The following is an 18,184-nucleotide window of genomic DNA, read 5'->3' as shown; positions in this document are numbered from 1 at the left end:
GGGAACAGCCCGGACGGCTGGGAGGCGAACCATGCGGTGCTGGCGCATCTGGCGGAACACCGGGTGGGCTGGCGGGCGTGACGTCTGGCGGAACACCGGGTGGGCTGGCGACCGTGAGCGGATCACCGGGTTCCGGTCCCCGGCGAGAACCGGCCATGACGGCCTCTTGCGGGGGCGCGGGACAATGGACGGTGGCCCACCTGAAGGCGGCGCCCAGCGAACCGTACGAGGAGGAGACAGGACATGGCGGAGCCCACGCCGCGTCGTAACGAACCGCGGCTACGCCCCGCGCCTCTGATCTTCGAGCCCGCGGAGGCGGCCGGCGATCCCGAGCACTTCTTCGACCTGGAGTCGATCGAGGATCCGCGGTCGCTGCTGGCCCGGGCCACGGAGCTGACCCAGGCGTTCCGCGCGGCCGCCGACCGGGCCGTGGAGTTCCAGGCCATCGCGGCGGCCCAGCTCGCCGACCCCCGCCGGTTCGACCGGCTGACCCCGGCGGACATCGCCGAGCGCGCGGAGTGGACCGAGGACTACGCGAAGAAGATGGTCGAGTTCGGCCGGGACCTGATGCGGGGGAACGCCGAGGGACGCACGTCCCCCGATCCGGTGTGACGCCAGGTCCTGAGCAAGCCCGCCAGTAACCCCGCCTGGCATATGCCAGGCGGGCAAGATACTCCTCCCCCACCGTCCCTGTCCCGATTTTCGGCAACTCAGAAGAACGGCCCGCTCACGCCCGGTACATCTGGGTGGCATGAGCAGTGCACCGAACGTCACCCGAATCACCTCCGACGGCGTCGCCTGGCTCGCCTCGGCCGGCACGTATCCGCGGAGCACGCTGGCCCTCTGGGACGAGCGCCCGGACGCCCCGGTCGTCCTGCCCTGCGGCACCGTCTTCGACGTGGTGAGCGCCCCGGCGATCTTCGGCCGCCGGATGCTGGACCGGCTGTGGGACGACGGCCCCGGCTCGGGCCCGGTCGCGGTGTTCCGGGGCCGTGTGCTGCTGTTCGCCACGCCGGGCACGGCCCAGCGGCTGCCCTCCCTGCTGGCGTGGGAGGAGTGGGGCTCGAACCGTACGGAGGCGGTGCCGCCGCTGCTGTGTCACGGCACGGGCGACGCCGTGACCGTCCCGGCGCCGACGGGCTGTGACACCCCCGGCGACTCCCGCTGGCTGGTCGCCCCGGACGCGCGTCACCCCTGGCTGCCGGGGCCGGAGGTCGTCCTCTGGGCGGCCGTGCGGGCGGCCCGCGCGGCGGTGCGGATATCGATTTTTCCTCCCGCCGACCAGGATGCTAAGGTCTACGACGTCAGCAGGCGCCGCTAGCTCAGTTGGTTAGAGCAGCTGACTCTTAATCAGCGGGTCCGGGGTTCGAGTCCCTGGCGGCGCACGATGGCGAATGGCGAGGCATGTCCGCGGAAAGCGCGGACCGCCTCGCCATCGTTGTTTTTGCGCGGCTTCGCCGCGCGTTGTGGGGGCTTCGCCACCCACACCCCCATCAAGGTCGGTCCAGTGGGCGTAGGCCGGGAGCGCAAGCGGTCCGGAGCGCGTCGGCCCAGTGTCCGCAGGCCGGTGGCGCATCGGCCCAGTGACCGCAGGCCCGGAGTCCATCGGATCAGCGACCCAGCCACCACAGACCCAAATCCAACGCCCCAGCCACCGCAGGCCCCGAACCAATCGCCCCAGCAACCGCACACACCCCAAACCCATCGCCCCACTGGCCGTAGGCCCGGAACGCATCGGCCCAGCCACCGCGGGCCGGAAGGTCAGCCAGTGATGCGCGGGGTGATCTGTACCGTCCATGCGCCCGAAACCGTCCTCGCCTCCACCTCCACCTTGACGCCCTGGCCGGGCACGGTGAAGCTCTCGCCGAGGGCGACCGGGGCGTCGGCCAGAGGTGGGTAGACCGAGTTCTCCCAGCAGGCCTCGGTGCGGGGGTGGGCGTCGACGACCTCCACGGGGCCGCCGCCGGACTCCGCTCCGCTGCTGATCCGGTACACCAGGACGCCCTGCCGGCAGATGGCCCGGTCGTTGCCGGCCGCACCGCGCGCCTCGAAGGCCAGGACGCTGTCGGGTCCGGTGCGCACGATCGCCAGCTTCACCCCGTGTCCGAGGCCGAAGGCCAGGGCGCCCGCCGTGCCCTGCACCGGGACGCCGGGGCCGGCCTCCAGCGGCTCCAGGGTCAGCCGGGTCGGCCGCGCGCCGCGCACGCACACCACCTGGCGCGGATCCAGCCAGCCCAGCTTCCACTTGTGCCAGGCGAACAGGTCCGGCGACAGCCCGAACTGGCTGCCCATCAAGTCCCAGTCGCCGACGTAGGTGTCCCAGTCGCCCTTGCCGTCGACCGGGCGGTGGTAGAGATCGGGCAGGTCGAACACATGGCCGGTCTCGTGGGCGAGGACGAGACGGTCCGGCGGGTGTCTCTCGAAGACCGTGACGACCCGGCGGACATCCGTGCCGTCCACATGCATGGGCGTCTCGAGGTTCACGACCTTCGTGGCGTCCGAGTCGACTCCGGGCGCGTCCGGGTCGGCGACGAAGTACACGACCTGGTAGCGGGAGAAGTCGACCTCCTTGTCGGCCACCGCGAACGCGTCCCGCAGATAGGCGGCCCGGTCGTCCTCGTCCCAGTCCCGCCTTATGGCGTACGCCGTGGACGGCCGGGGCATGCGCAGCCAGTGCTTCAGCGGGTGCGGGCGGATGGTGAACCTGCCGTAGGAGGCCTGCTGGTAGTAGCGGCTGGTGGCCGGGAAGTGGTCGGCGGTCAGCTCGGCGGGGGTGGTGCGCGGGGCGGCGTCCGGGAAGGAGAGGAAGACCAGCACGGCGTCGTCCGCGCCGACCGCACGGCCGTAGTCGGCGTTCCAGGTGTCCAGGCCCTCGGAGTGGTGGGCGCCCGTCCGGTGCAGGGCGCAGGGCGTCGTGGAGAAGGGCTCGGCGACCACCGGGCCGCCGAGGATCGAGGTCGCGGCGAGCGCCGACAGCGTGGTGCACACGGCGGCGGTGCTGCGCAGCTTGGGCACGGACATGACCTCCGGACGCGGTTGGCGGGACCCGCATCCAGATTGCTGGTATTTATTGCGCTATGCCCTGTTCGTCTGCACCACAAGGGTGAGTGCGCCCCCGGGGTGCGCCGGCGCGCCATGGCGCCCGACACCCCGAAGCACTCACGGAACGTCACAACTGGTCGGGGGCCTCAAGAACCCGTCCAGGTGCGGGCAGAAACGATCTGTCAGAAACTGTGCTCCGTCCGGGACACTGGAGAGTGGCTGGAAGGGCCCGGGGCCAGCCTCTATGATCGGCACACTTTCCGGCACGGACATCGATCGAGTGCACTGCGGGAGCGAGCGGTGAGCGGAACGTCCGAAGGGCCGACGCCCGCGGCAGACCTCGACCGGTCAGCCGTCACAGACAGTGACCACACCACCTACCACCGTGTCTTCGCGGCCGCCCCGCTCGCCATGGCCGTCGTGGACCGCGCCGGACTCGTCGCCGGCGCCAACGCGGCCTTCGGCGAGCTGCTCGGCACGGATCCGGACACGCTCACCGGGCGGGTCGCCGCCGACCTCGTCGACCTGGCCTCGGACGCCCGCAGCTGGCACGCCTACCGCGAGGTCCTGCGCGGCCGGCAGGCGAAGCTGCGCTGCACCCGCCGGCTGAAGCACCCCGAGGGGCACTCGGTGTGGGTGCAGGTGACCGTGGCCCCCCTGAGCGGCGAGCCGGGGGTGCTGCTGTCCGTCGCCGACATCAGCTCCCGCCGCGAACTCCAGGCGCGGCTGCGGCACTTGCAGATGCACGACCCGGTGACCCGGCTGCCCAACCGCACGCTGTTCTTCGAGCGGCTGACGGCCGCGCTGGAGGCGGAGGCGTACGAGCAGAGCGGCACCGGCCGGATCGGCCTGTGCTATCTGGACCTCGACGGCTTCAAGGCGGTCAACGACACCCTCGGCCACCGCGTCGGCGACCGGCTGCTCGCGGCCGTCGCCGAACGCCTGACCCGGGTGGCCGACGAGGCCGGTTACGCCCGCGCGGTGACCCCGCTGGTGGCCCGGCTCGGCGGCGACGAGTTCGCGCTGCTCGTGGAGGACTCCACCGGCACCGAACAGCTCGCCGATCTCGCCGAGTCGGCGCTCAAGGCCCTGGAGGAGCCGTTCGACCTGGCGGGCCAGCGGCTGTCGCTGACGGCGTCCATCGGGGTCGTCGAACGCCACGCGGCCGGTACGACGGCCACCGGCCTGATGCAGGCCGCGGACACCACCCTGTACTGGGCGAAGGCCGACGGCAAGGCCCGCTGGACCCTGTTCGACCCCGAGCGCAACGCGCACCAAATGACCCGCCAGGCGCTGTCGTCCACCCTGCGCCCCGCCATCGAGCGCGGTGAATTCGCTCTGGAGTACCAGCCCTTGGTCGGGATGGAGGACGGACGCCTGTCCGGCGTCGAGGCGCTGATCCGCTGGAATCATCCTCAGTTCGGCACACTGACGCCGAATCGGTTCATCGGACTGGCCGAGGAGGACGGTTCGATCGTGCAGCTCGGCCGCTGGGCGCTGGCCACCGCCTGTCGCCAGGCCCGCCGCTGGCAGTTGGACCATCCCGCGGAGCCGCCCATCTTCGTCAGCGTGAACGTGGCCGTACGACAGGTGTGGGACTCCGACCTGGTCTCAGACGTGGCGGAGATCCTGACCGAGACCGGACTCGCCCCGCATCTGCTCCAGTTGGAGCTGACCGAGTCGGCGGTGATGGGTTCGGCCGGCCGGCCGCTCCAGGCCCTGCAGGCCCTCAGCGACATGGGCGTCCGCATCGCCATCGACGACTTCGGCACCGGCTACTCCAACCTCGCCTACCTCAGCCGCCTGCCGGTCTCCACGCTCAAGCTGGACGGTTCCTTCGTACGCGGCTTCCAGTACGAGGCCGACAAGAACCCCGAGATCGTCCCCAACCCCGCCGACGAGGTCATCGTCGAGGCGATGATCCAGCTCGCCCACCGGCTCGGCATCACCGTCACCGCCGAGTGCGTGGAGACCTCGGCCCAGGCCACCCGGCTGCGCCGCATCGGCTGCGACACCGGCCAGGGCTGGCTGTACTCCCGACCGGTGCCGCCGGATCGTATCTCCGAGCTGCTCGGCGAGCAGACCTACGCGATCGGCAAGCCGTAGGCGTCCGCGATCAACTCGTAGGAGCGCAGGCGTAGTTCGCCGCGGTGGGCGTGGGAGACGAGCATCAACTCGTCGGCGCCGGTGCGCTTGTGGAGGTCGTCCAGGCCGGAGCGGACCTCGTCGGCGGTGCCGTGCACGATGTTGGAGGTCCAGGAGGTGATGAACTCCTCCTCCATGGGGCTGAACTCGTGCTTCTCTGCCTCGTCCGGGTCGGGGAAGAGGCCGGGCCGGCCGGTGCGCAGCCGGAGCATGTTGAGGGCCATCGCCCGGGTCTGGCGGCGGGCCTCGCGCGCGTCGTCGGTGGCGAGGGTGGAGACGCCGATCAGGGCGTAGGGCTCGTCCAGGACCTCGGAGGGGCGGAAGGTCTGCCGGTACAGGTCGAGCGCCGGAATGGTGTTCTGCGCGGAGAAGTGGTGCGCGAAGGCGAACGGCAGGCCGAGCATGCCGGCCAGGCGCGCGCTGAAGCCGGAGGAGCCGAGCAGCCAGACCGGCGGGCGGTGCGGGGACTGGACGCCGCCGGGGGTGGTGGCCTGGACGGGCCCCGGGATCGCGTGGATACGGCGGTACGGATGCCCGTCGGGGAAGTCGTCGTCCAGGAAGCGGGTCAGCTCGGCGAGCTGCTGCGGGAAGTCGTCGGCGCCCTCGTTCAGGGTGTCGCTGCGGCGCAGGGCCGCGGCCGTGGCGCCGTCGGTGCCGGGGGCGCGCCCGAGGCCGAGGTCGATGCGCCCCGGTGCCATCGCCTCCAGGGTGCCGAACTGCTCGGCGATCACCAGCGGGGCGTGGTTGGGCAGCATGACGCCGCCCGAGCCGAGCCGGATGCGCTCGGTGTGGGCGGCGAGGTGGGCGAGGATGACGGCGGGCGAGGAGGAGGCGACACCGGGCATGGAGTGGTGCTCGGCGACCCAGTACCGGTGGAAGCCGCGGGCCTCGGCGAAGCGGGACAGCGCCACGCTGGTGCGCAGGGCGTCGGAGGCGGTGCTGCCCGCGCCGACGGTCACCAGGTCCAGTACGGAGAGGGGGACGGGGGCGGTGCCGTGCGTCGTCCCCCGGATCTCGTCTGCCTCGTCTGCCGACACGGTGTGGGCCTCCTGTTTGTGGCGTGTGCTGTCCTGGGGTGCCGTAACAGGAGGCAGTCTCCGTTTATTCCGGGGTCCGTCCCGCCCGGGTCAGACCTGCACGATCGGTTCCCTCGTGAACAGTGTCCCGAGCGTGGGCGCGTTCACTCGCCGGTCGGCCAGCCGCAGCCCCTCCCACACCGTCACCTGGTTCGCGGTGAGCACCGGCTTGGACAGCGCCTTCTCCAGCAGCGACAGATGCGCGGCCGTGTGCAGGGCCGTGTCCGGCAGCAGGACCGCCTCGGCGTCGGGGACGTCGGCCGCCCGGGCCAGCGTCAGCACGTCCTCCTCGCCCCACGTGCCGACCTCGGCCGCCGTGACGATCCCGGAGGACCGCATCCCGGCCACCTCCAGCCCGCCGACCCGCAGGAAGTCCGCGAACAGCGCGGCGATGTCCTCCGGGTAGGTCGCGCCGACCGCGACCCGCCGCACCCCGATCTCCCGGGCCGCGTGCACGAAGGCGAAGGACGTCGAGGACGCGGGCATCCCGGCCAGCCGGGCGAGCGTGCGCACCTGGTCCTGGGCGCCCTCCCAGCCGTGCACGAAGCCGCCGCTGGTGCACGCCCACACCACCGTCTCGGCCCCGGCGAGCCGCAGGGTCTCCATGCCCGCCCCGAGCCGCTCGGCGGACCCCATCTCGCGCAGCGCCGCCACCCGGTGCGCGTCCTCGCCGATGTCGGTGTGCACCAGTTCCACCCGGATGTCGCTGCCCAGGAGCTGCTCGATGCGTGGATAGTCGTCCTCGGCGGAGTGGCCCGGGTAGAGGAATCCGAGTGCGGTCATGTCCAGCCTTCCTGCGTCTCTTCCGGCGTGTCTTCCGGCAGTGCGGAGGGCCAAGCGCGCGCCGAATCGTCCAGCAGCGCCTGGTACGGCCCCACGGCTCGGGTACCCAGTCGGCGCAGCGCAGCCCACATCGTGACCTGGTTGGCAGACAGCACGGGGATGCGCAGCTCGGCCTCCAGCTGGGGGATCACGTCGTACGTCGGCAGATTGGTGCAGGAGATGAAGAGCGCGTCGGCGGTGCCGGGGCGGACCGCCTGCCGGGCCATGGCGACGACGTCCCGGTACGGCACCTGCCAGATGTGCCGGGTCAGGCCCATGAAGGCGCACCCGGTGACCTGGACGCCGGCCTCGGCGACGAAGCCCTCCAGCGCCCGGGTCACCGACACGGTGTACGGCGTGACCAGCGCGACGCGCCGGATCCGCAGCTCGTCCAGCGCCTCCAGCAGCGCGCCGGAGGTGGTCACGGAGGGCGGCGCGCCCGCGAGGCTCATCGCCGCGCACATCGCCCGCTCCCCGGCGACCCCGCCGACGAAGCTGCCGGAGGCGCAGGCGTAGGCGACGACCTCGGGCGCGACGGCGGTCAGCGCGCGCACGGCGTCGCCGAGGGTCTCGTGCTCGCTCACCAGCCGGGCCAGGTCCAGGCTCACCTCGACCGGCACGAACGGGGTCCGGGTCAGATGCAGCGACACCTCGTCGGGCACCCAGCGCCACAGCTCGCGGTCGAGGGCGAAGTCGAAGGGAGCCACCACGCCGACCCCGCGCTGGGGGCGGGGGCCGCCGAGAAAGGAGACGTCCATGGCTGGCACCGGCCTCACGCTGGGAGACGAGCGGGCAACGGATCGCGAGTACGCCCGTGTTGACGAAGGTAGATTCGGGTGCGAGCGTGGTCAATCCGCGGATAATCCGCGCATGTCAGACGCTCGATCCGCGCTCGTCGGACTCCCGTGGTCCGCGCACGTCAGACGCTCGGAGCCGCCCCGTATGACGACCCTCCCGACCCTCCTGGTGCTGGACGCCGACCCGCTGCCGCGCCTCGGTCGGCTGACCGGCCGCGCCCGGATCGTGCACACGGACGCCGCCCGGCTGGCCGAGCGGCTGCCGCAGGCGGATGTGCTCCTGGTCTGGGACTTCACCTCGCACGCGGTGCGCGAGGCCTGGCCCGGGGAGGGGCCCCGCCCCCGCTGGGTGCACACGGCGAGCGCGGGCGTGGACCATCTGCTGGGCCCGGAGCTGGCGGCCTCCGACACGGTGGTCACGAACGCGCGCGGCATCTTCGACCAGCCGATCGCCGAGTATGTGGCGGCCCTGGTGCTGGCGGTCGCCAAGGATCTGCCGCGCACGCTGGAGTACCAGCGGGAGCGGACCTGGCGGCACCGGGAGGGCCGGCGGGTGGCGGGCACACGCGCGTGCGTGGTCGGCTCGGGCCCGATCGGCCGGGCGATCGTACGCACCCTGAAGGCCCTCGGCGTGACGACGGCGCTGGTCGGGCGGGTACCGCGGACCGGCATCCACGGCCCGGCCGACCTGGACCGGCTGATCTCCCGCGCGGACTGGGTGATCGCGGCGGCGCCGCTCACCGAGGAGACGTACCGCATGTTCGACGGCCGCCGCTTCGGCGTGATGCAGCCCTCGGCGTTCTTCGTCAACGTCGGCCGCGGCCAGCTCGTCGACGAGGAGGCCCTCGCCGACGCCCTGACCCGGCGCTGGATCGCCGGCGCGGCCCTGGACGTCTTCGCCGCCGAACCCCTCCCGCCGGACAGCCCGCTGTGGGGGCTGCCCGGGCTGATCGTCTCCCCCCACATGAGCGGGGACACGGTCGGCTGGCGGGACGAACTGGGCGCCCAGTTCGTGGAGTTGTACGAGCGGTGGGCGGCGGGCAGATCACTGGTGAACGTGGTCGACAAGAAACGCGGATACGTCCCCGGCCACTGACCGCTCGGACCCCCTGGAGGGTGCATGCAGCTCACCGACCTCACCGCCGTCCAGCTCCTCGACGGTTACCGCAAGGGCGAGTTCAGCCCCGTGGAGGCGACCGGGCAGGCCCTGGAACGGGCACGCCGGATCCAGCCGGAGGTGAACGCGTTCGTGCGCCTCACCGAGGAGGACGCACTCGCCCGGGCCCGGGAGTCGGAGGAGCGCTGGCGGCGCGGTGAGCCGGCCGGGCTGCTCGACGGGGTGCCGGTGACGGTGAAGGACATCCTCCTCCTGCGCGGCCACCCGACCCTGCGCGGCTCCAGGACGATCTCCGAGCAGGGCAGTTGGGAGGAGGACGCCCCCTCGGTGGCCCGGCTCCGCGAGCACGGCGCGGTGTTCCTGGGCAAGACGACGACCCCCGAGTTCGGCTGGAAGGGCGTGACGGACTCCCCGCTGTCCGGGATCACCCGCAACCCGCACGACCCCTCCCGCACCGCCGGCGGCTCCAGCGGGGGCAGCGCGGCGGCCGTGGCGCTCGGCGCGGGCCCGCTGTCGCTGGGCACGGACGGCGGGGGCAGCATCCGGATCCCGGCCGCGTTCTGCGGCATCTTCGGGCTGAAGCCGACGTACGGCAGGGTGCCCCTGTATCCGGCGAGCGCGTTCGGCACGCTGTCGCACGTGGGCCCGATGACCCGGGACGCGGCGGACGCGGCCCTGCTGCTCGACGTCATCGGCGCCCCGGACCCACGCGACTGGTCGGCCCTGCCGCCCGCACCGGGCTCCTTCACCGAGCACCTGAAGGAAGGCGTGCACGGCCTCCGGGTGGCGTACTCCCCGTCCCTCGGCGGCCAGGTCGCGGTCCAGCCGGCGGTCGCTGCGGCGGTACGGCGCACGGTGGCCACCCTCGCCGACCTCGGCGCGTACGTCGAGGAGACCGACCCGGACTTCAGCGAACCGGTCGAGGCCTTCCACACCCTGTGGTTCAGCGGCGCGGCCCGGCTCACCGAGCGGTTCTCCCCGCGCAAACGGCAGCTGCTGGACCCCGGCCTGCGGGAGATCTGCGTGCGGGGTGCCCGCTACAGCGCGCTGGACTATCTGGCCGCGGTCGACGTCCGCATGGACCTCGGCCGGCGCATGGGCCGCTTCCACGAGCGCTACGACCTCCTGGTCACCCCGACCCTGCCGCTGACGGCGTTCGAGGCAGGTGTGGAGACGCCCAGGGGCTCCGCCCACCACCGCTGGACGGGCTGGACACCCTTCACCTACCCGTTCAACCTCACCCAGCAGCCCGCGGCGAGCGTTCCGGTGGGCACCGACGCGGACGGCCTCCCGGTGGGCCTCCAGCTCGTCGCCGCCCGGCACCGCGACGACCTGGTGCTGCGGGCCGCGCACGCGCTGTACGAGGCCGGGGTGGCGTCGGCACCGGTGGTCACCATGATCCAGGCCTAGCACCGCACGCGAACGGCGCCAGGGGGCCTCCTGCACTGCCCCGGCTTGTCATACCGAGGCGGTGCAGGAGGTGCTGCGAGCCGACATCAGGCGGCCGGAGTCTCCAGGGCAGCGCGGCCACGGCGGGTACGTCGGAACACCACCTCGTTGAACAGCTCGGGGGCCTTCTCACCGTTGACGTATCGCAAGGCGATCATCGACGCGAGGACGGCGCCCACGAGATCGTCGGACACCTCGGCCCAGTCGTGCTCGTCGTCGCAGGTCGTCAAGCCCTTGAGACCGTGCAGCGCGTGCATCGCCTCCCCGGCCTCCTCGGCGACCTTGCCCACCTGGAGAGCCTTCAGCTCGTCGGCGGGCAGGTGGGCGCCCGCGTCGGCGCAGACGTCGGCCAGGGATCGACGACCTGCCACAACTCACCCAGGGTGGTGTCGGTGGTGATCGTGGCGTTCCTGGTGTGTTCGCCGTTCATGACGTCCCTCCCAATTCCACGCCGGCGAGGACCTTCCACGCCGGCAGTCCCGCGACATGCGGCCACGGGAAGTCGATCCGGCCTATTCCGGTCGGCGCGAGGGGCGGCCGAGCTGATGCACCGTCCATCCGGCACTGACCCACCACTCCGCGTCCAGGACGTTCCGGAGGTCGACAGCGATGCGCCGGCCTGCGACACCAGCGAGCAGAGCCGGGTCGGCTTCGCGGAACTGCGGCCACTCGGTGCCGGTCACCACGACGTCGGCACCCCTCGTGGCCTCTTCCACGGTGTCCGCGTACTCCAGCTCGGGATGGCGCTGCGCGGCCGTTCGCACAGCGTGCGGGTCGTGCACGGTGACGTGGGCACCCCGCTGATGCAGTCGGCTGGCGACGGCCAGCGCTGGGGACTCGCGCACGTCGTTCGTCCCGGCCTTGAAGGCGGCACCCCACATCGCGACCCGAGCTCCGGCCGCCGGGCGCCCGAGGGCGTCCTCGACGAGCCGCACGGACAGGTCCGGTCGGCTCTCGTTGACTGCCTCGGCGGCCAGCAGCAGCCGCTCGGCCTCGACCGCCCCGAGCTGATGTGCCGACGCGGTGAAGGCCCGGACGTCCTTGGGCAGACATCCGCCGCCGAACCCGATGCCGGGCATCATGCCCTTCGCGCCGATGCGCGGGTCGACACCCAGCGCCTCGACGAGCGTCATCACGTCGGCATCAGCGGCCATGCACATGTCCGCCACGGCGTTGATGAACGACAGCTTCAGCCCGAGGAAGGTGTTCGCGGCGCCCTTGATCAACTCCGCTGTCTGCGGGCTGGTCACGATCAGCGGAACGCCCTTGCTCATCTGTGAGCTGATCGATGACGTTGTGCGGCAGGAACACGATCCCTCCCTTCGCTGGTGAATGATTCTTCGGTGCGCCGAGTACACCGGCGCGCTGCGGGTCGGCCGACGTCCGTCATGTCGTCATGACCCCGAGCGCGAGCGCGCCCATCAGGAACAGCAACACGAGGACGTAGGCTGCCTGTGCGATGGGTGAGGACCACATCGGCACTTCGTCGGCTCGCCATTGACGCTGCGGTTTACCGGCCGGCATCGGGTACCTCGAGGTCGGCCCAAACGCTCTTCCCCCAGGGCAATCTGGTCCACCCCCAGTTGCGCGAGAGGCTGTCCACGATGGTGAGACCCCGCCCGTTCGTGTCCGCCGGTCCCGCTGCGCGGCGGAACGGCAAGCCACGGTTCCTGTCGATGACGCCCACCCGAACCTGCACCGCTGACAAGCGCTGCACTGTGACTCGGAGGGATGCGACGCTCGTGTGCACGACGGTGTTGGTGACAAGCTCGGTCACGACCAGCGCGGCGTCGTCCTGGACACCGGGCAGCTTCCAGTTCTCAAGAACCGTGCGCACGAAACAGCGTGCGACCGAGGCGGACGCCAGCTCGCGGGGAAGCACGCGGGATCGAACGTCCAGTCGGCGGTCCACCATCACCGGCACCGTTCCACCCCCGACTTCGACTCGGTTCTGTTCGTAGATCCCTGCGGGTAGCTGCTGCATGGTTCTTGGTCTCTCCCTCGCAGTCGGCGCAGGACCAGTGCACCGCCTCCGAGCGAAGAGCGGGGAACGGACGACCGGACGTTCAGGCGGACGTTTTCGCCAGCGCCGCAGACGCCAGAAGTTCAGTACCGTGGACGGGAGTTGGGTGGTCGCGAGGGGAGACGCATGGCGAGCACAGGAACAAAGGGACTGGCGCGGTTACGGCAGGCCGCCGGGTACACGCAAGAGTCCTTCGTTGCTGCGTTCGTACGGGAAGCCGTGTGCCTCCGAGTCGATGCTTCGGTGAGTGTGCGACAGCTGCGCCGCTGGGAACGCGAGACGCCTCGGCCGCTTCCCCACCCGAGCCAGCAGATCGTGCTGGAAGCGATGTTCGGCGCACCCCTCGCCGAGATGGGGTTCGACGTCCCGGCACATCGTGTGACGGTCTCCGCGCCGATCAGCGACCCTGAAGAGATGAACCGGAGGACGTTCGTCGCTGACGCCGGTGCGCTCGCTGCGTCGGCTCTTGTTCCTGCTCGGCCGGGCCCCCGGGTCGGCGCGGCCGACATCGCTGGACTCCGTGCGAGGCTCGACGCTCTCTACCAGACGGACCACACGGCAGGCAGTATGCCGGCCATGTCGCAGGCGAGCCGTATCGAGGGCGAAATCACGGGCGCCCTCAGATGTGCCTCGTACACCAGTCGCATCGGTTGCGAGCTACAGACGATGCTCGCCGAACTGCATGGCCACCGTGCGTGGTACGGCTACGACGGCGGACGTATCGACCAGGGGCGCGCCGCCTGCATGGAAGCCCTCGCCGCTGCGCAACTCGTCGACAACCCGCTGCTCCAGGTCTCCGTGCTGGAGACGCTCGTACTCCTCGCGCTCAAGGCGGAGCGAGCCTGGGAGGCCGCGAGCGCGGTCGAGCACGCCTACCAGCTGGCCGCTCGTGCGGGCGCTGGACATACGGTCCGGCTGGTGATCGCACTTCGCGATGCCAACGTGGCCACCTACGCAGGAGACTTGTCCGCGACACGCCGAGCCCTGAGCCGGGCTGTCAGTCACCAGGGCCGCGCGGACACAGACACCGAGGTTCCCGGCTGGGCTCGGTTCGTCGGCCCGTTCGAAGTCGACTATGCCACGGCCGACATGTACGTACGAGCCGAGCAGCCCAAACGCGCCGTGCCATTCCTCCGCGCCGCCGTGCGCGGGATCGGCGGCGACCTAGCCCGGAACAGCGCCTCCTACCGCGTCAAACTCGCAGGCGTACTTCACGACGCCGGGGAAGTCGATGAAGCGTGCGCAGAGATGGATGCCGCGCTCCGTGTCTGCGGAGGTATCTCCTCGCCGCGCCTGTTGGGCAAGATCCGGGACTTCCAGCGGACCGCTGCCGGCGTCGGCAGTGCGCTCACCCGCGAGTGCAGCGAGCGCATCCGTGAGGCTGTCGGAGGGGACACCGCGTGACACAGCGAGAGACCGTCACCGTAGAGATCATGGACGCACCAACCGCAGCAAAGGCCGAGGACGCGTTCAGGCTGGTCTACACCGAAGCGTTCGCGGAACCGCCGTACAACGAGGGTCCGGACGACGTCGCGGCCGCCTTCCGGCGCTTCCGTTCCCTGACACGCAAAGCCACCTTCCGTGCCGCTCTGGCCCGTACCGAGGAAGGCGAGCCGATCGGGATGGCGTACGGCTGCCTGCTCGGCCCGGACACGGGATGGTGGGACCAACTGACCGAACCCGTGCCCGACGACATGCGGCGCGAGGACGGGCACCGCACCTTCGGCCTCATGGAACTCGCCGTACGCGGACCGTGGCGCAGGAAGGGCGTGGCTCGCCGCCTGCACGACACGTTGTGCAACGGCATGGAGGCCGAACGGGTGCTGCTCAACGTCGACCCGGCCGGCAAGGCGGCGTCGGCCGCGTACCGGGTATGGGGGTACCGGAAGATCGGCGAGTCGCGCCCGTGGCGAGGCGCGCACCTCCATGACGTCATGCTGCTCGATCTGCGCTGAGGACGTGGCGCGGTCCCGGGCATGCGGAGTCCTATCGGTGCCCTCGGTGCCGCCAGGCGGTGCCGGTGCCGGCGGTCACCGGCACACCGCCGACCGAGGAGCACCGGTAGGCGCGCTCGCTCAGGCCCGACGGAAACTCAGCGTCTCCCCCGCCGCCCCGCTGCGCCACAGGTCGTTGCAGGCCTCGGCCATCGCCTCCAGCCCCTCCACCACCTGGCCCCACACGATCCCCGGCACCCACCCCACGTCACCGTTGAGCAGCAGGTTGTTGCGCTCGTAGAACAGGGCCAGGTCGACCACCGTGGTGCCGGGGCGGACCTCGCGGTCGTAGCCGTAGGCCTTGCTGCCCAGTTCGGTGCCGGCGAAGGAGAAGTAACAGAGGTCGCCGGGAATCGGGGTGACCGTCGGGTTCTCCAGTGGGGGTTCCGTGGAGGCGAACGGCGGGAAGAGGGCGTAGATCTCGTTGCGCGCGTACTTGGCGTGATAGACGTCGCCCGCGAGCGGGAGCGCGTCCCATACCGCCGCGCAGGTCAGGGGTGCGCGGTCGGCCAGCAGTCGTGCAGTGCAGTGCACGTCCCGCCGGTCGAGCGAGACGGTGACGAATCGATCGGCCATGAAAACAAGGGTGCATAGCCCGGATGCCCTTGGGTAGCCGCGCCGCCATGGCTCCACCACTTGGGAACGACGTACACACATTCCGGTCGGAACTCAGACGCGCCGGGCACACCCGGCGTTCGGTGCTCGGTGGCCTCACCGCCCTCGGTGTGCTGGGCGCGGCGGGCTGCTCCCGGGTGGCCGAGGCGTCCGGCAAGGAGGGCGGCGACCTGCTCGACCGCCTCCGCGCGCAGGGCGTCGTACGGCTCGGGATCGCCGGTGAGGTCCCCTTCGGGTACATCGACAAGAACGGGCAACTCACCGGTGAGGCGCCCGAACTGGCCAAGGTGATCTTCAAGCGGCTCGGGGTGGACAGGGTCCAGCCGGTGCCCACCGAGTTCGGCTCGTTGATACCCGGGCTGAACTCGCAGCAGTTCGATGTCGTGGCGGCCGGGATGTACGTCAATCCGGAGCGCTGCCAGCAGGTGATCTTCGCCGATCCGGACTACCAGATGCTGGACTCGTTCATCGTGCGCAAGGGCAACCCGCTGGGGCTGCACTCCTACAAGGACGTCGTCGCGAAGAAGGCCAAGTTCGCCACCGGCACCGGATACGCGGAGATCGAGTACGCGGTCGGGGCCGGGTACAGGCAGAGCGACATCCTGATCGTCCCGGACCAGGTCGCCGGGCTGAACGCCGTCGAGGCCGGCCGCGTCGACGTCTTCGCCGGTACGGCGCTCACCACCCGCGAGGTCGTGAAGAAGTCGAGCAAGGCGGAAGCCACCGCGCCGTTCGCGCCGCTGGTCAAGGGCAAGCCGCACGTCGACGGCGGCGCGTTCGCGTTCCGGCCGACCGAGACGAAGCTGCGCGACGCGTTCAACGTGGAGCTGCGGAAGCTGAAGAAGAGCGGGGAGTTGTTCCGGATCCTTCGGCCCTTCGGCTTCACCAGGGCCGAGATGACCGACCTCACCGCGAAGGAGCTGTGCGGCGGATGACCTCGGGACTGTGGGAACTCGTACTCAACGGCGTCTGGACCACCGTCCAGTTGCTGGTGTTCAGCGCGCTGCTGGCCGCCGCGGTGTCCTTCGTCGTGGGCATCGCGCGCACGCACCGGCTGTGGATCGTGCGCTTCGTCGCCGGCTTCTACACCGAGGTGTTCCGCGGCACCTCGGCGCTGGTGATGATCTTCTGGGTGTTCTTCGTGCTGCCGGTCGCCTTCGGCTGGCAGCTGGTGCCGATGTGGGCGGGCACGCTGGCGCTCGGCCTGACGTACGGCGCGTACGGCTCGGAGATCGTGCGCGGCGCGCTGCAGTCGGTCGATCCGGCGCAGCAGGAGGGCGGTATCGCGCTCAGCTTCACCCCGGCCCAGCGGCTGCGGCTGATCCTGCTGCCGCAGGCGGTGCCGGAGATGATCCCGTCCTTCTGCAATCTGCTGGTCGAACTGCTCAAGGGCACCGCGCTGGTGTCGGTGATGGGCATGGGCGATCTGACGTTCAGCGCGAACCTGGTCCGGCTGGCGCTGCAGCAGAGCGCGGAGATCTACACGTACGTACTGCTGATCTACTTCGGGATCGCCTTCCTGATCACGCGGCTGATGCGCTCCCTGGAGAAGCGGCTGAAGGCGGGCATCGGCAAGGACGCCGGGACGTTCTCGGCGGCGCGTGAGTTCAAGCGCGCCCAGACGACCGGAGTAGGGGGGCGCGTCGCATGAAGTGGGACTGGAACGCCGTCAGCGAGTTCATGCCGCACTTCTGGGACGGGCTGCGGGTCACCCTGGAGGCCCTGGCCCTCGGTTCGCTGCTGTCCTTCAGCCTGGGCCTGGTGTGGACGCTGCTGATGCGGACGCCGAGCCGCCTGGTGCGCTGGCCGGTCGGGGTGCTCACGGAGTTCGTGCGCAACACCCCGCTGCTGGTGCAGCTGTTCTTCCTGTTCTACGTGCTGCCCGAGTGGAACGTGACCTTCTCCGCGCTGACCACCGGTGTCTTCGCGATCGGCCTGCACTACTCGACGTACACCATGCAGGTCTACCGGGCCGGTATCGAGGCGGTGCCCGCCGGCCAGTGGGAGGCGGCGACCGCGCTGAACCTGCCGCGGCGGCGGACCTGGACCGCGGTGATCCTGCCGCAGGCGATCCGCCGGGTGGTGCCCGCGCTCGGCAACTACGTGATCTCCATGCTCAAGGACACGCCGATGCTGATGACGATCACCGTGCTGGAGATGCTCGGCCAGGCCCGGCTCTTCTCCCAGCAGCACTTCCAGTTCACCGAGCCGGTCACCGTGATCGGTGTGGCCTTCATCCTCATCTCCTACCTGGCCTCCCTACTCCTGCGAGCCCTGGAGCGACGCCTTGTCCGTTGAGACCCGTCCGCAGCCCTCCCGTGCCGACGCCCAGCCCACCGAGCTGATCCGCCTGGAGAACGTCACCAAGCGGTTCGGCGCCAACACCGTGCTCGACCGGCTGGACTTCTCCGTGGACGCCGGCCGGCATGTGACCCTGATCGGCCCGTCCGGATCCGGCAAGACCACGATCCTCAGACTTCTGATGACCCTCACCAAGCCGGACGAGGGCACGATCACCGTCGACGGGGAGCAGCTGTTCCCGGCGCCGGAGAAGCAGGTCCGGGAGGTCCGGAAGAAGATCGGAATGGTGTTCCAGCAGTTCAACCTGTTCCCCAACATGAGCGTGCTGCGGAACATCACCGAGGCGCCGGTGCAGGTCCTCGGCATGTCCAGGGACGAGGCCGAGGAGCGCGCCCGGGAGCTGCTGGAGCTGGTGGGGCTGACCGACAAGTGCGACGCGAAGCCGACCCGGCTCTCCGGCGGACAGCAGCAGCGGGTGGCGATCGCCCGGGCGCTGGCGATGCGGCCGCAGGTGCTGCTGCTGGACGAGGTGACCTCCGCGCTCGACCCGGAGCTGGTCGCGGGCGTCCTCGACGTGCTCAGGGACATCGCCCGCAGCACGGACATCACCATGCTCTGTGTGACCCACGAGATGGGTTTCGCCCGCGACATCTCCGACCGGGTGCTGATGTTCGACGGCGGCCAGGTGATCGAATCGGGTTCCCCGGAGAAGATCTTCTCCGAGCCGGAGCAGGAGCGCACCCGGGAATTCCTCAGCGCGGTCCTGTGACCACGTCGTGTGGATCCGGAAGATGCCGAGGTCC

19 protein-coding genes and 1 tRNA gene are annotated in these 18,184 nt (G+C 70.8%); 12 read left to right on the top strand and 8 right to left on the bottom strand.

All coding sequences use genetic code 11. The annotated features are described in order from the left end of the window. The first annotated feature begins 243 nt into the window (after positions 1-243). The 3 genes from ACZ418_RS00990 to ACZ418_RS00980 all read left to right on the top strand — a co-directional run bounded on the left by ACZ418_RS00990 (position 244) and on the right by ACZ418_RS00980 (position 1,385). Entirely contained in the window at positions 244-612 is a 369-nt protein-coding gene (locus ACZ418_RS00990; RefSeq protein ID WP_468354936.1) for a hypothetical protein, read from the top strand. A gap of 139 nt (positions 613-751) precedes the next feature. After that, a complete protein-coding gene (locus ACZ418_RS00985) occupies positions 752-1,321 on the top strand; it encodes a bifunctional DNA primase/polymerase (RefSeq protein WP_468354933.1) in 570 nt (189 codons plus the stop codon). Beyond that, a tRNA-Lys gene (locus tag ACZ418_RS00980) sits at positions 1,312-1,385 on the top strand. Before ACZ418_RS00985 ends, ACZ418_RS00980 begins: the two co-directional genes overlap by 10 nt. A gap of 376 nt (positions 1,386-1,761) precedes the next feature. Here the strand turns inward: ACZ418_RS00980 and ACZ418_RS00975 are convergent. Further along, on the bottom strand, positions 1,762-3,021 hold the full coding sequence (locus ACZ418_RS00975) for a M6 family metalloprotease domain-containing protein (protein ID WP_468354930.1): 1,260 nt from the start codon (positions 3,019-3,021) through the stop codon (positions 1,762-1,764). A 321-nt stretch (positions 3,022-3,342) separates the two neighbouring features. Between ACZ418_RS00975 and ACZ418_RS00970 the strand changes: the two genes are divergently transcribed. Then, positions 3,343-5,148: a putative bifunctional diguanylate cyclase/phosphodiesterase gene (locus ACZ418_RS00970; protein WP_468354927.1), complete on the top strand. Its 1,806-nt coding sequence runs from the start codon at positions 3,343-3,345 to the stop codon at positions 5,146-5,148. On the opposite strand, the gene ACZ418_RS00965 is transcribed toward ACZ418_RS00970, so the two are convergent. The 3 genes from ACZ418_RS00965 to ACZ418_RS00955 form a co-directional block, all read right to left on the bottom strand. Further along, entirely contained in the window at positions 5,127-6,224 is a 1,098-nt protein-coding gene (locus ACZ418_RS00965; RefSeq protein WP_468354924.1) for an LLM class flavin-dependent oxidoreductase, read from the bottom strand. The two genes, ACZ418_RS00970 and ACZ418_RS00965, sit on opposite strands and share 22 nt — an antisense overlap. A 90-nt stretch (positions 6,225-6,314) precedes the next feature. Further along, complete coding sequence (locus tag ACZ418_RS00960; protein WP_468354921.1) at positions 6,315-7,046, bottom strand: maleate cis-trans isomerase family protein; 732 nt, start codon at positions 7,044-7,046, stop codon at positions 6,315-6,317. Continuing rightward, positions 7,043-7,843 (bottom strand): maleate cis-trans isomerase family protein, encoded by an 801-nt coding sequence (locus tag ACZ418_RS00955; protein WP_468354918.1) that lies wholly within the window; start codon positions 7,841-7,843, stop codon positions 7,043-7,045. Before ACZ418_RS00955 ends, ACZ418_RS00960 begins: the two co-directional genes overlap by 4 nt. A gap of 184 nt (positions 7,844-8,027) precedes the next feature. Here ACZ418_RS00955 and ACZ418_RS00950 point away from each other — a divergent pair, with 184 nt between their 5' ends. After that, positions 8,028-8,978, top strand: coding sequence for a D-2-hydroxyacid dehydrogenase (locus ACZ418_RS00950; protein ID WP_468354915.1), 951 nt, complete (start codon positions 8,028-8,030; stop codon positions 8,976-8,978). A gap of 24 nt (positions 8,979-9,002) precedes the next feature. Continuing rightward, positions 9,003-10,409 (top strand): amidase, encoded by a 1,407-nt coding sequence (locus tag ACZ418_RS00945; protein ID WP_468354912.1) that lies wholly within the window; start codon positions 9,003-9,005, stop codon positions 10,407-10,409. 86 nt (positions 10,410-10,495) lie between these two features. Here the strand turns inward: ACZ418_RS00945 and ACZ418_RS00940 are convergent, their stop codons facing one another. The 3 genes from ACZ418_RS00940 to ACZ418_RS00930 form a co-directional block, all read right to left on the bottom strand. Then, positions 10,496-10,819, bottom strand: coding sequence for a MazG-like family protein (locus tag ACZ418_RS00940; protein ID WP_468354909.1), 324 nt, complete (start codon positions 10,817-10,819; stop codon positions 10,496-10,498). Between the two features lie 141 nt (positions 10,820-10,960). Then, a complete protein-coding gene (locus tag ACZ418_RS00935) occupies positions 10,961-11,806 on the bottom strand; it encodes a nucleotide sugar dehydrogenase (protein WP_468354906.1) in 846 nt (281 codons plus the stop codon). Between the two features lie 152 nt (positions 11,807-11,958). Next, the gene (locus ACZ418_RS00930; RefSeq protein ID WP_468354903.1) at positions 11,959-12,432 is read right to left on the bottom strand and encodes an ATP-binding protein; all 474 of its coding nucleotides are present in this window, start codon (positions 12,430-12,432) and stop codon (positions 11,959-11,961) included. A 165-nt stretch (positions 12,433-12,597) separates the two neighbouring features. On the opposite strand from ACZ418_RS00930, the gene ACZ418_RS00925 reads away from it, so the two are divergent. After that, positions 12,598-13,875: a hypothetical protein gene (locus ACZ418_RS00925; RefSeq protein WP_468354900.1), complete on the top strand. Its 1,278-nt coding sequence runs from the start codon at positions 12,598-12,600 to the stop codon at positions 13,873-13,875. 29 nt (positions 13,876-13,904) lie between these two features. Further along, the gene (locus ACZ418_RS00920) at positions 13,905-14,426 is read left to right on the top strand and encodes a GNAT family N-acetyltransferase (RefSeq protein ID WP_468354897.1); all 522 of its coding nucleotides are present in this window, start codon (positions 13,905-13,907) and stop codon (positions 14,424-14,426) included. A 120-nt stretch (positions 14,427-14,546) separates the two neighbouring features. On the opposite strand, the gene ACZ418_RS00915 is transcribed toward ACZ418_RS00920, so the two are convergent. Beyond that, the gene (locus ACZ418_RS00915) at positions 14,547-15,041 is read right to left on the bottom strand and encodes a DUF3830 family protein (RefSeq protein ID WP_468354894.1); all 495 of its coding nucleotides are present in this window, start codon (positions 15,039-15,041) and stop codon (positions 14,547-14,549) included. Positions 15,042-15,088: 47 nt separating this feature from the next. On the opposite strand from ACZ418_RS00915, the gene ehuB reads away from it, so the two are divergent. Genes ehuB through ehuA form a run of 4 tightly spaced genes read left to right on the top strand, consistent with a single transcriptional unit; the run spans position 15,089 to position 18,150 of the window. Continuing rightward, on the top strand, positions 15,089-16,015 hold the full coding sequence (gene ehuB / locus ACZ418_RS00910; protein ID WP_468354891.1) for an ectoine/hydroxyectoine ABC transporter substrate-binding protein EhuB: 927 nt from the start codon (positions 15,089-15,091) through the stop codon (positions 16,013-16,015). Beyond that, entirely contained in the window at positions 16,012-16,731 is a 720-nt protein-coding gene (gene ehuC, locus ACZ418_RS00905; RefSeq protein WP_468354888.1) for an ectoine/hydroxyectoine ABC transporter permease subunit EhuC, read from the top strand. The genes ehuB and ehuC overlap by 4 nt, the downstream gene beginning before the upstream one ends. After that, a complete protein-coding gene (gene ehuD, locus ACZ418_RS00900; protein ID WP_468354885.1) occupies positions 16,728-17,378 on the top strand; it encodes an ectoine/hydroxyectoine ABC transporter permease subunit EhuD in 651 nt (216 codons plus the stop codon). Before ehuC ends, ehuD begins: the two co-directional genes overlap by 4 nt. Beyond that, positions 17,368-18,150, top strand: a complete 783-nt coding sequence (gene ehuA, locus ACZ418_RS00895) for an ectoine/hydroxyectoine ABC transporter ATP-binding protein EhuA (protein WP_468354882.1) — start codon at positions 17,368-17,370, stop codon at positions 18,148-18,150. Before ehuD ends, ehuA begins: the two co-directional genes overlap by 11 nt. Positions 18,151-18,184 lie beyond the last annotated feature (34 nt).

The sequence above is a fragment of the Streptomyces sp. NPDC030820 genome, assembly GCF_055572075.1.
Note: the sequence above shows the minus strand (reverse complement) of the source record. Positions and strands in the feature narration are given on the sequence as shown.

Coding starts and splice junctions, on each gene's coding strand:
- ACZ418_RS00950 (WP_468354915.1), top strand. CDS start 8,028: ATGACGACCCTCCCGACCCTCCTGGTGCTGGACGCCGACCCGCTGCCG.
- ACZ418_RS00985 (WP_468354933.1), top strand. CDS start 752: ATGAGCAGTGCACCGAACGTCACCCGAATCACCTCCGACGGCGTCGCC.
- ACZ418_RS00930 (WP_468354903.1), bottom strand. CDS start 12,432: ATGCAGCAGCTACCCGCAGGGATCTACGAACAGAACCGAGTCGAAGTC.
- ACZ418_RS00925 (WP_468354900.1), top strand. CDS start 12,598: ATGGCGAGCACAGGAACAAAGGGACTGGCGCGGTTACGGCAGGCCGCC.
- ACZ418_RS00975 (WP_468354930.1), bottom strand. CDS start 3,021: ATGTCCGTGCCCAAGCTGCGCAGCACCGCCGCCGTGTGCACCACGCTG.
- ehuC (WP_468354888.1), top strand. CDS start 16,012: ATGACCTCGGGACTGTGGGAACTCGTACTCAACGGCGTCTGGACCACC.
- ACZ418_RS00915 (WP_468354894.1), bottom strand. CDS start 15,041: ATGGCCGATCGATTCGTCACCGTCTCGCTCGACCGGCGGGACGTGCAC.
- ehuB (WP_468354891.1), top strand. CDS start 15,089: ATGGCTCCACCACTTGGGAACGACGTACACACATTCCGGTCGGAACTC.
- ACZ418_RS00920 (WP_468354897.1), top strand. CDS start 13,905: ATGGACGCACCAACCGCAGCAAAGGCCGAGGACGCGTTCAGGCTGGTC.
- ACZ418_RS00960 (WP_468354921.1), bottom strand. CDS start 7,046: ATGACCGCACTCGGATTCCTCTACCCGGGCCACTCCGCCGAGGACGAC.
- ACZ418_RS00990 (WP_468354936.1), top strand. CDS start 244: ATGGCGGAGCCCACGCCGCGTCGTAACGAACCGCGGCTACGCCCCGCG.
- ACZ418_RS00955 (WP_468354918.1), bottom strand. CDS start 7,843: ATGGACGTCTCCTTTCTCGGCGGCCCCCGCCCCCAGCGCGGGGTCGGC.
- ACZ418_RS00945 (WP_468354912.1), top strand. CDS start 9,003: ATGCAGCTCACCGACCTCACCGCCGTCCAGCTCCTCGACGGTTACCGC.
- ehuD (WP_468354885.1), top strand. CDS start 16,728: ATGAAGTGGGACTGGAACGCCGTCAGCGAGTTCATGCCGCACTTCTGG.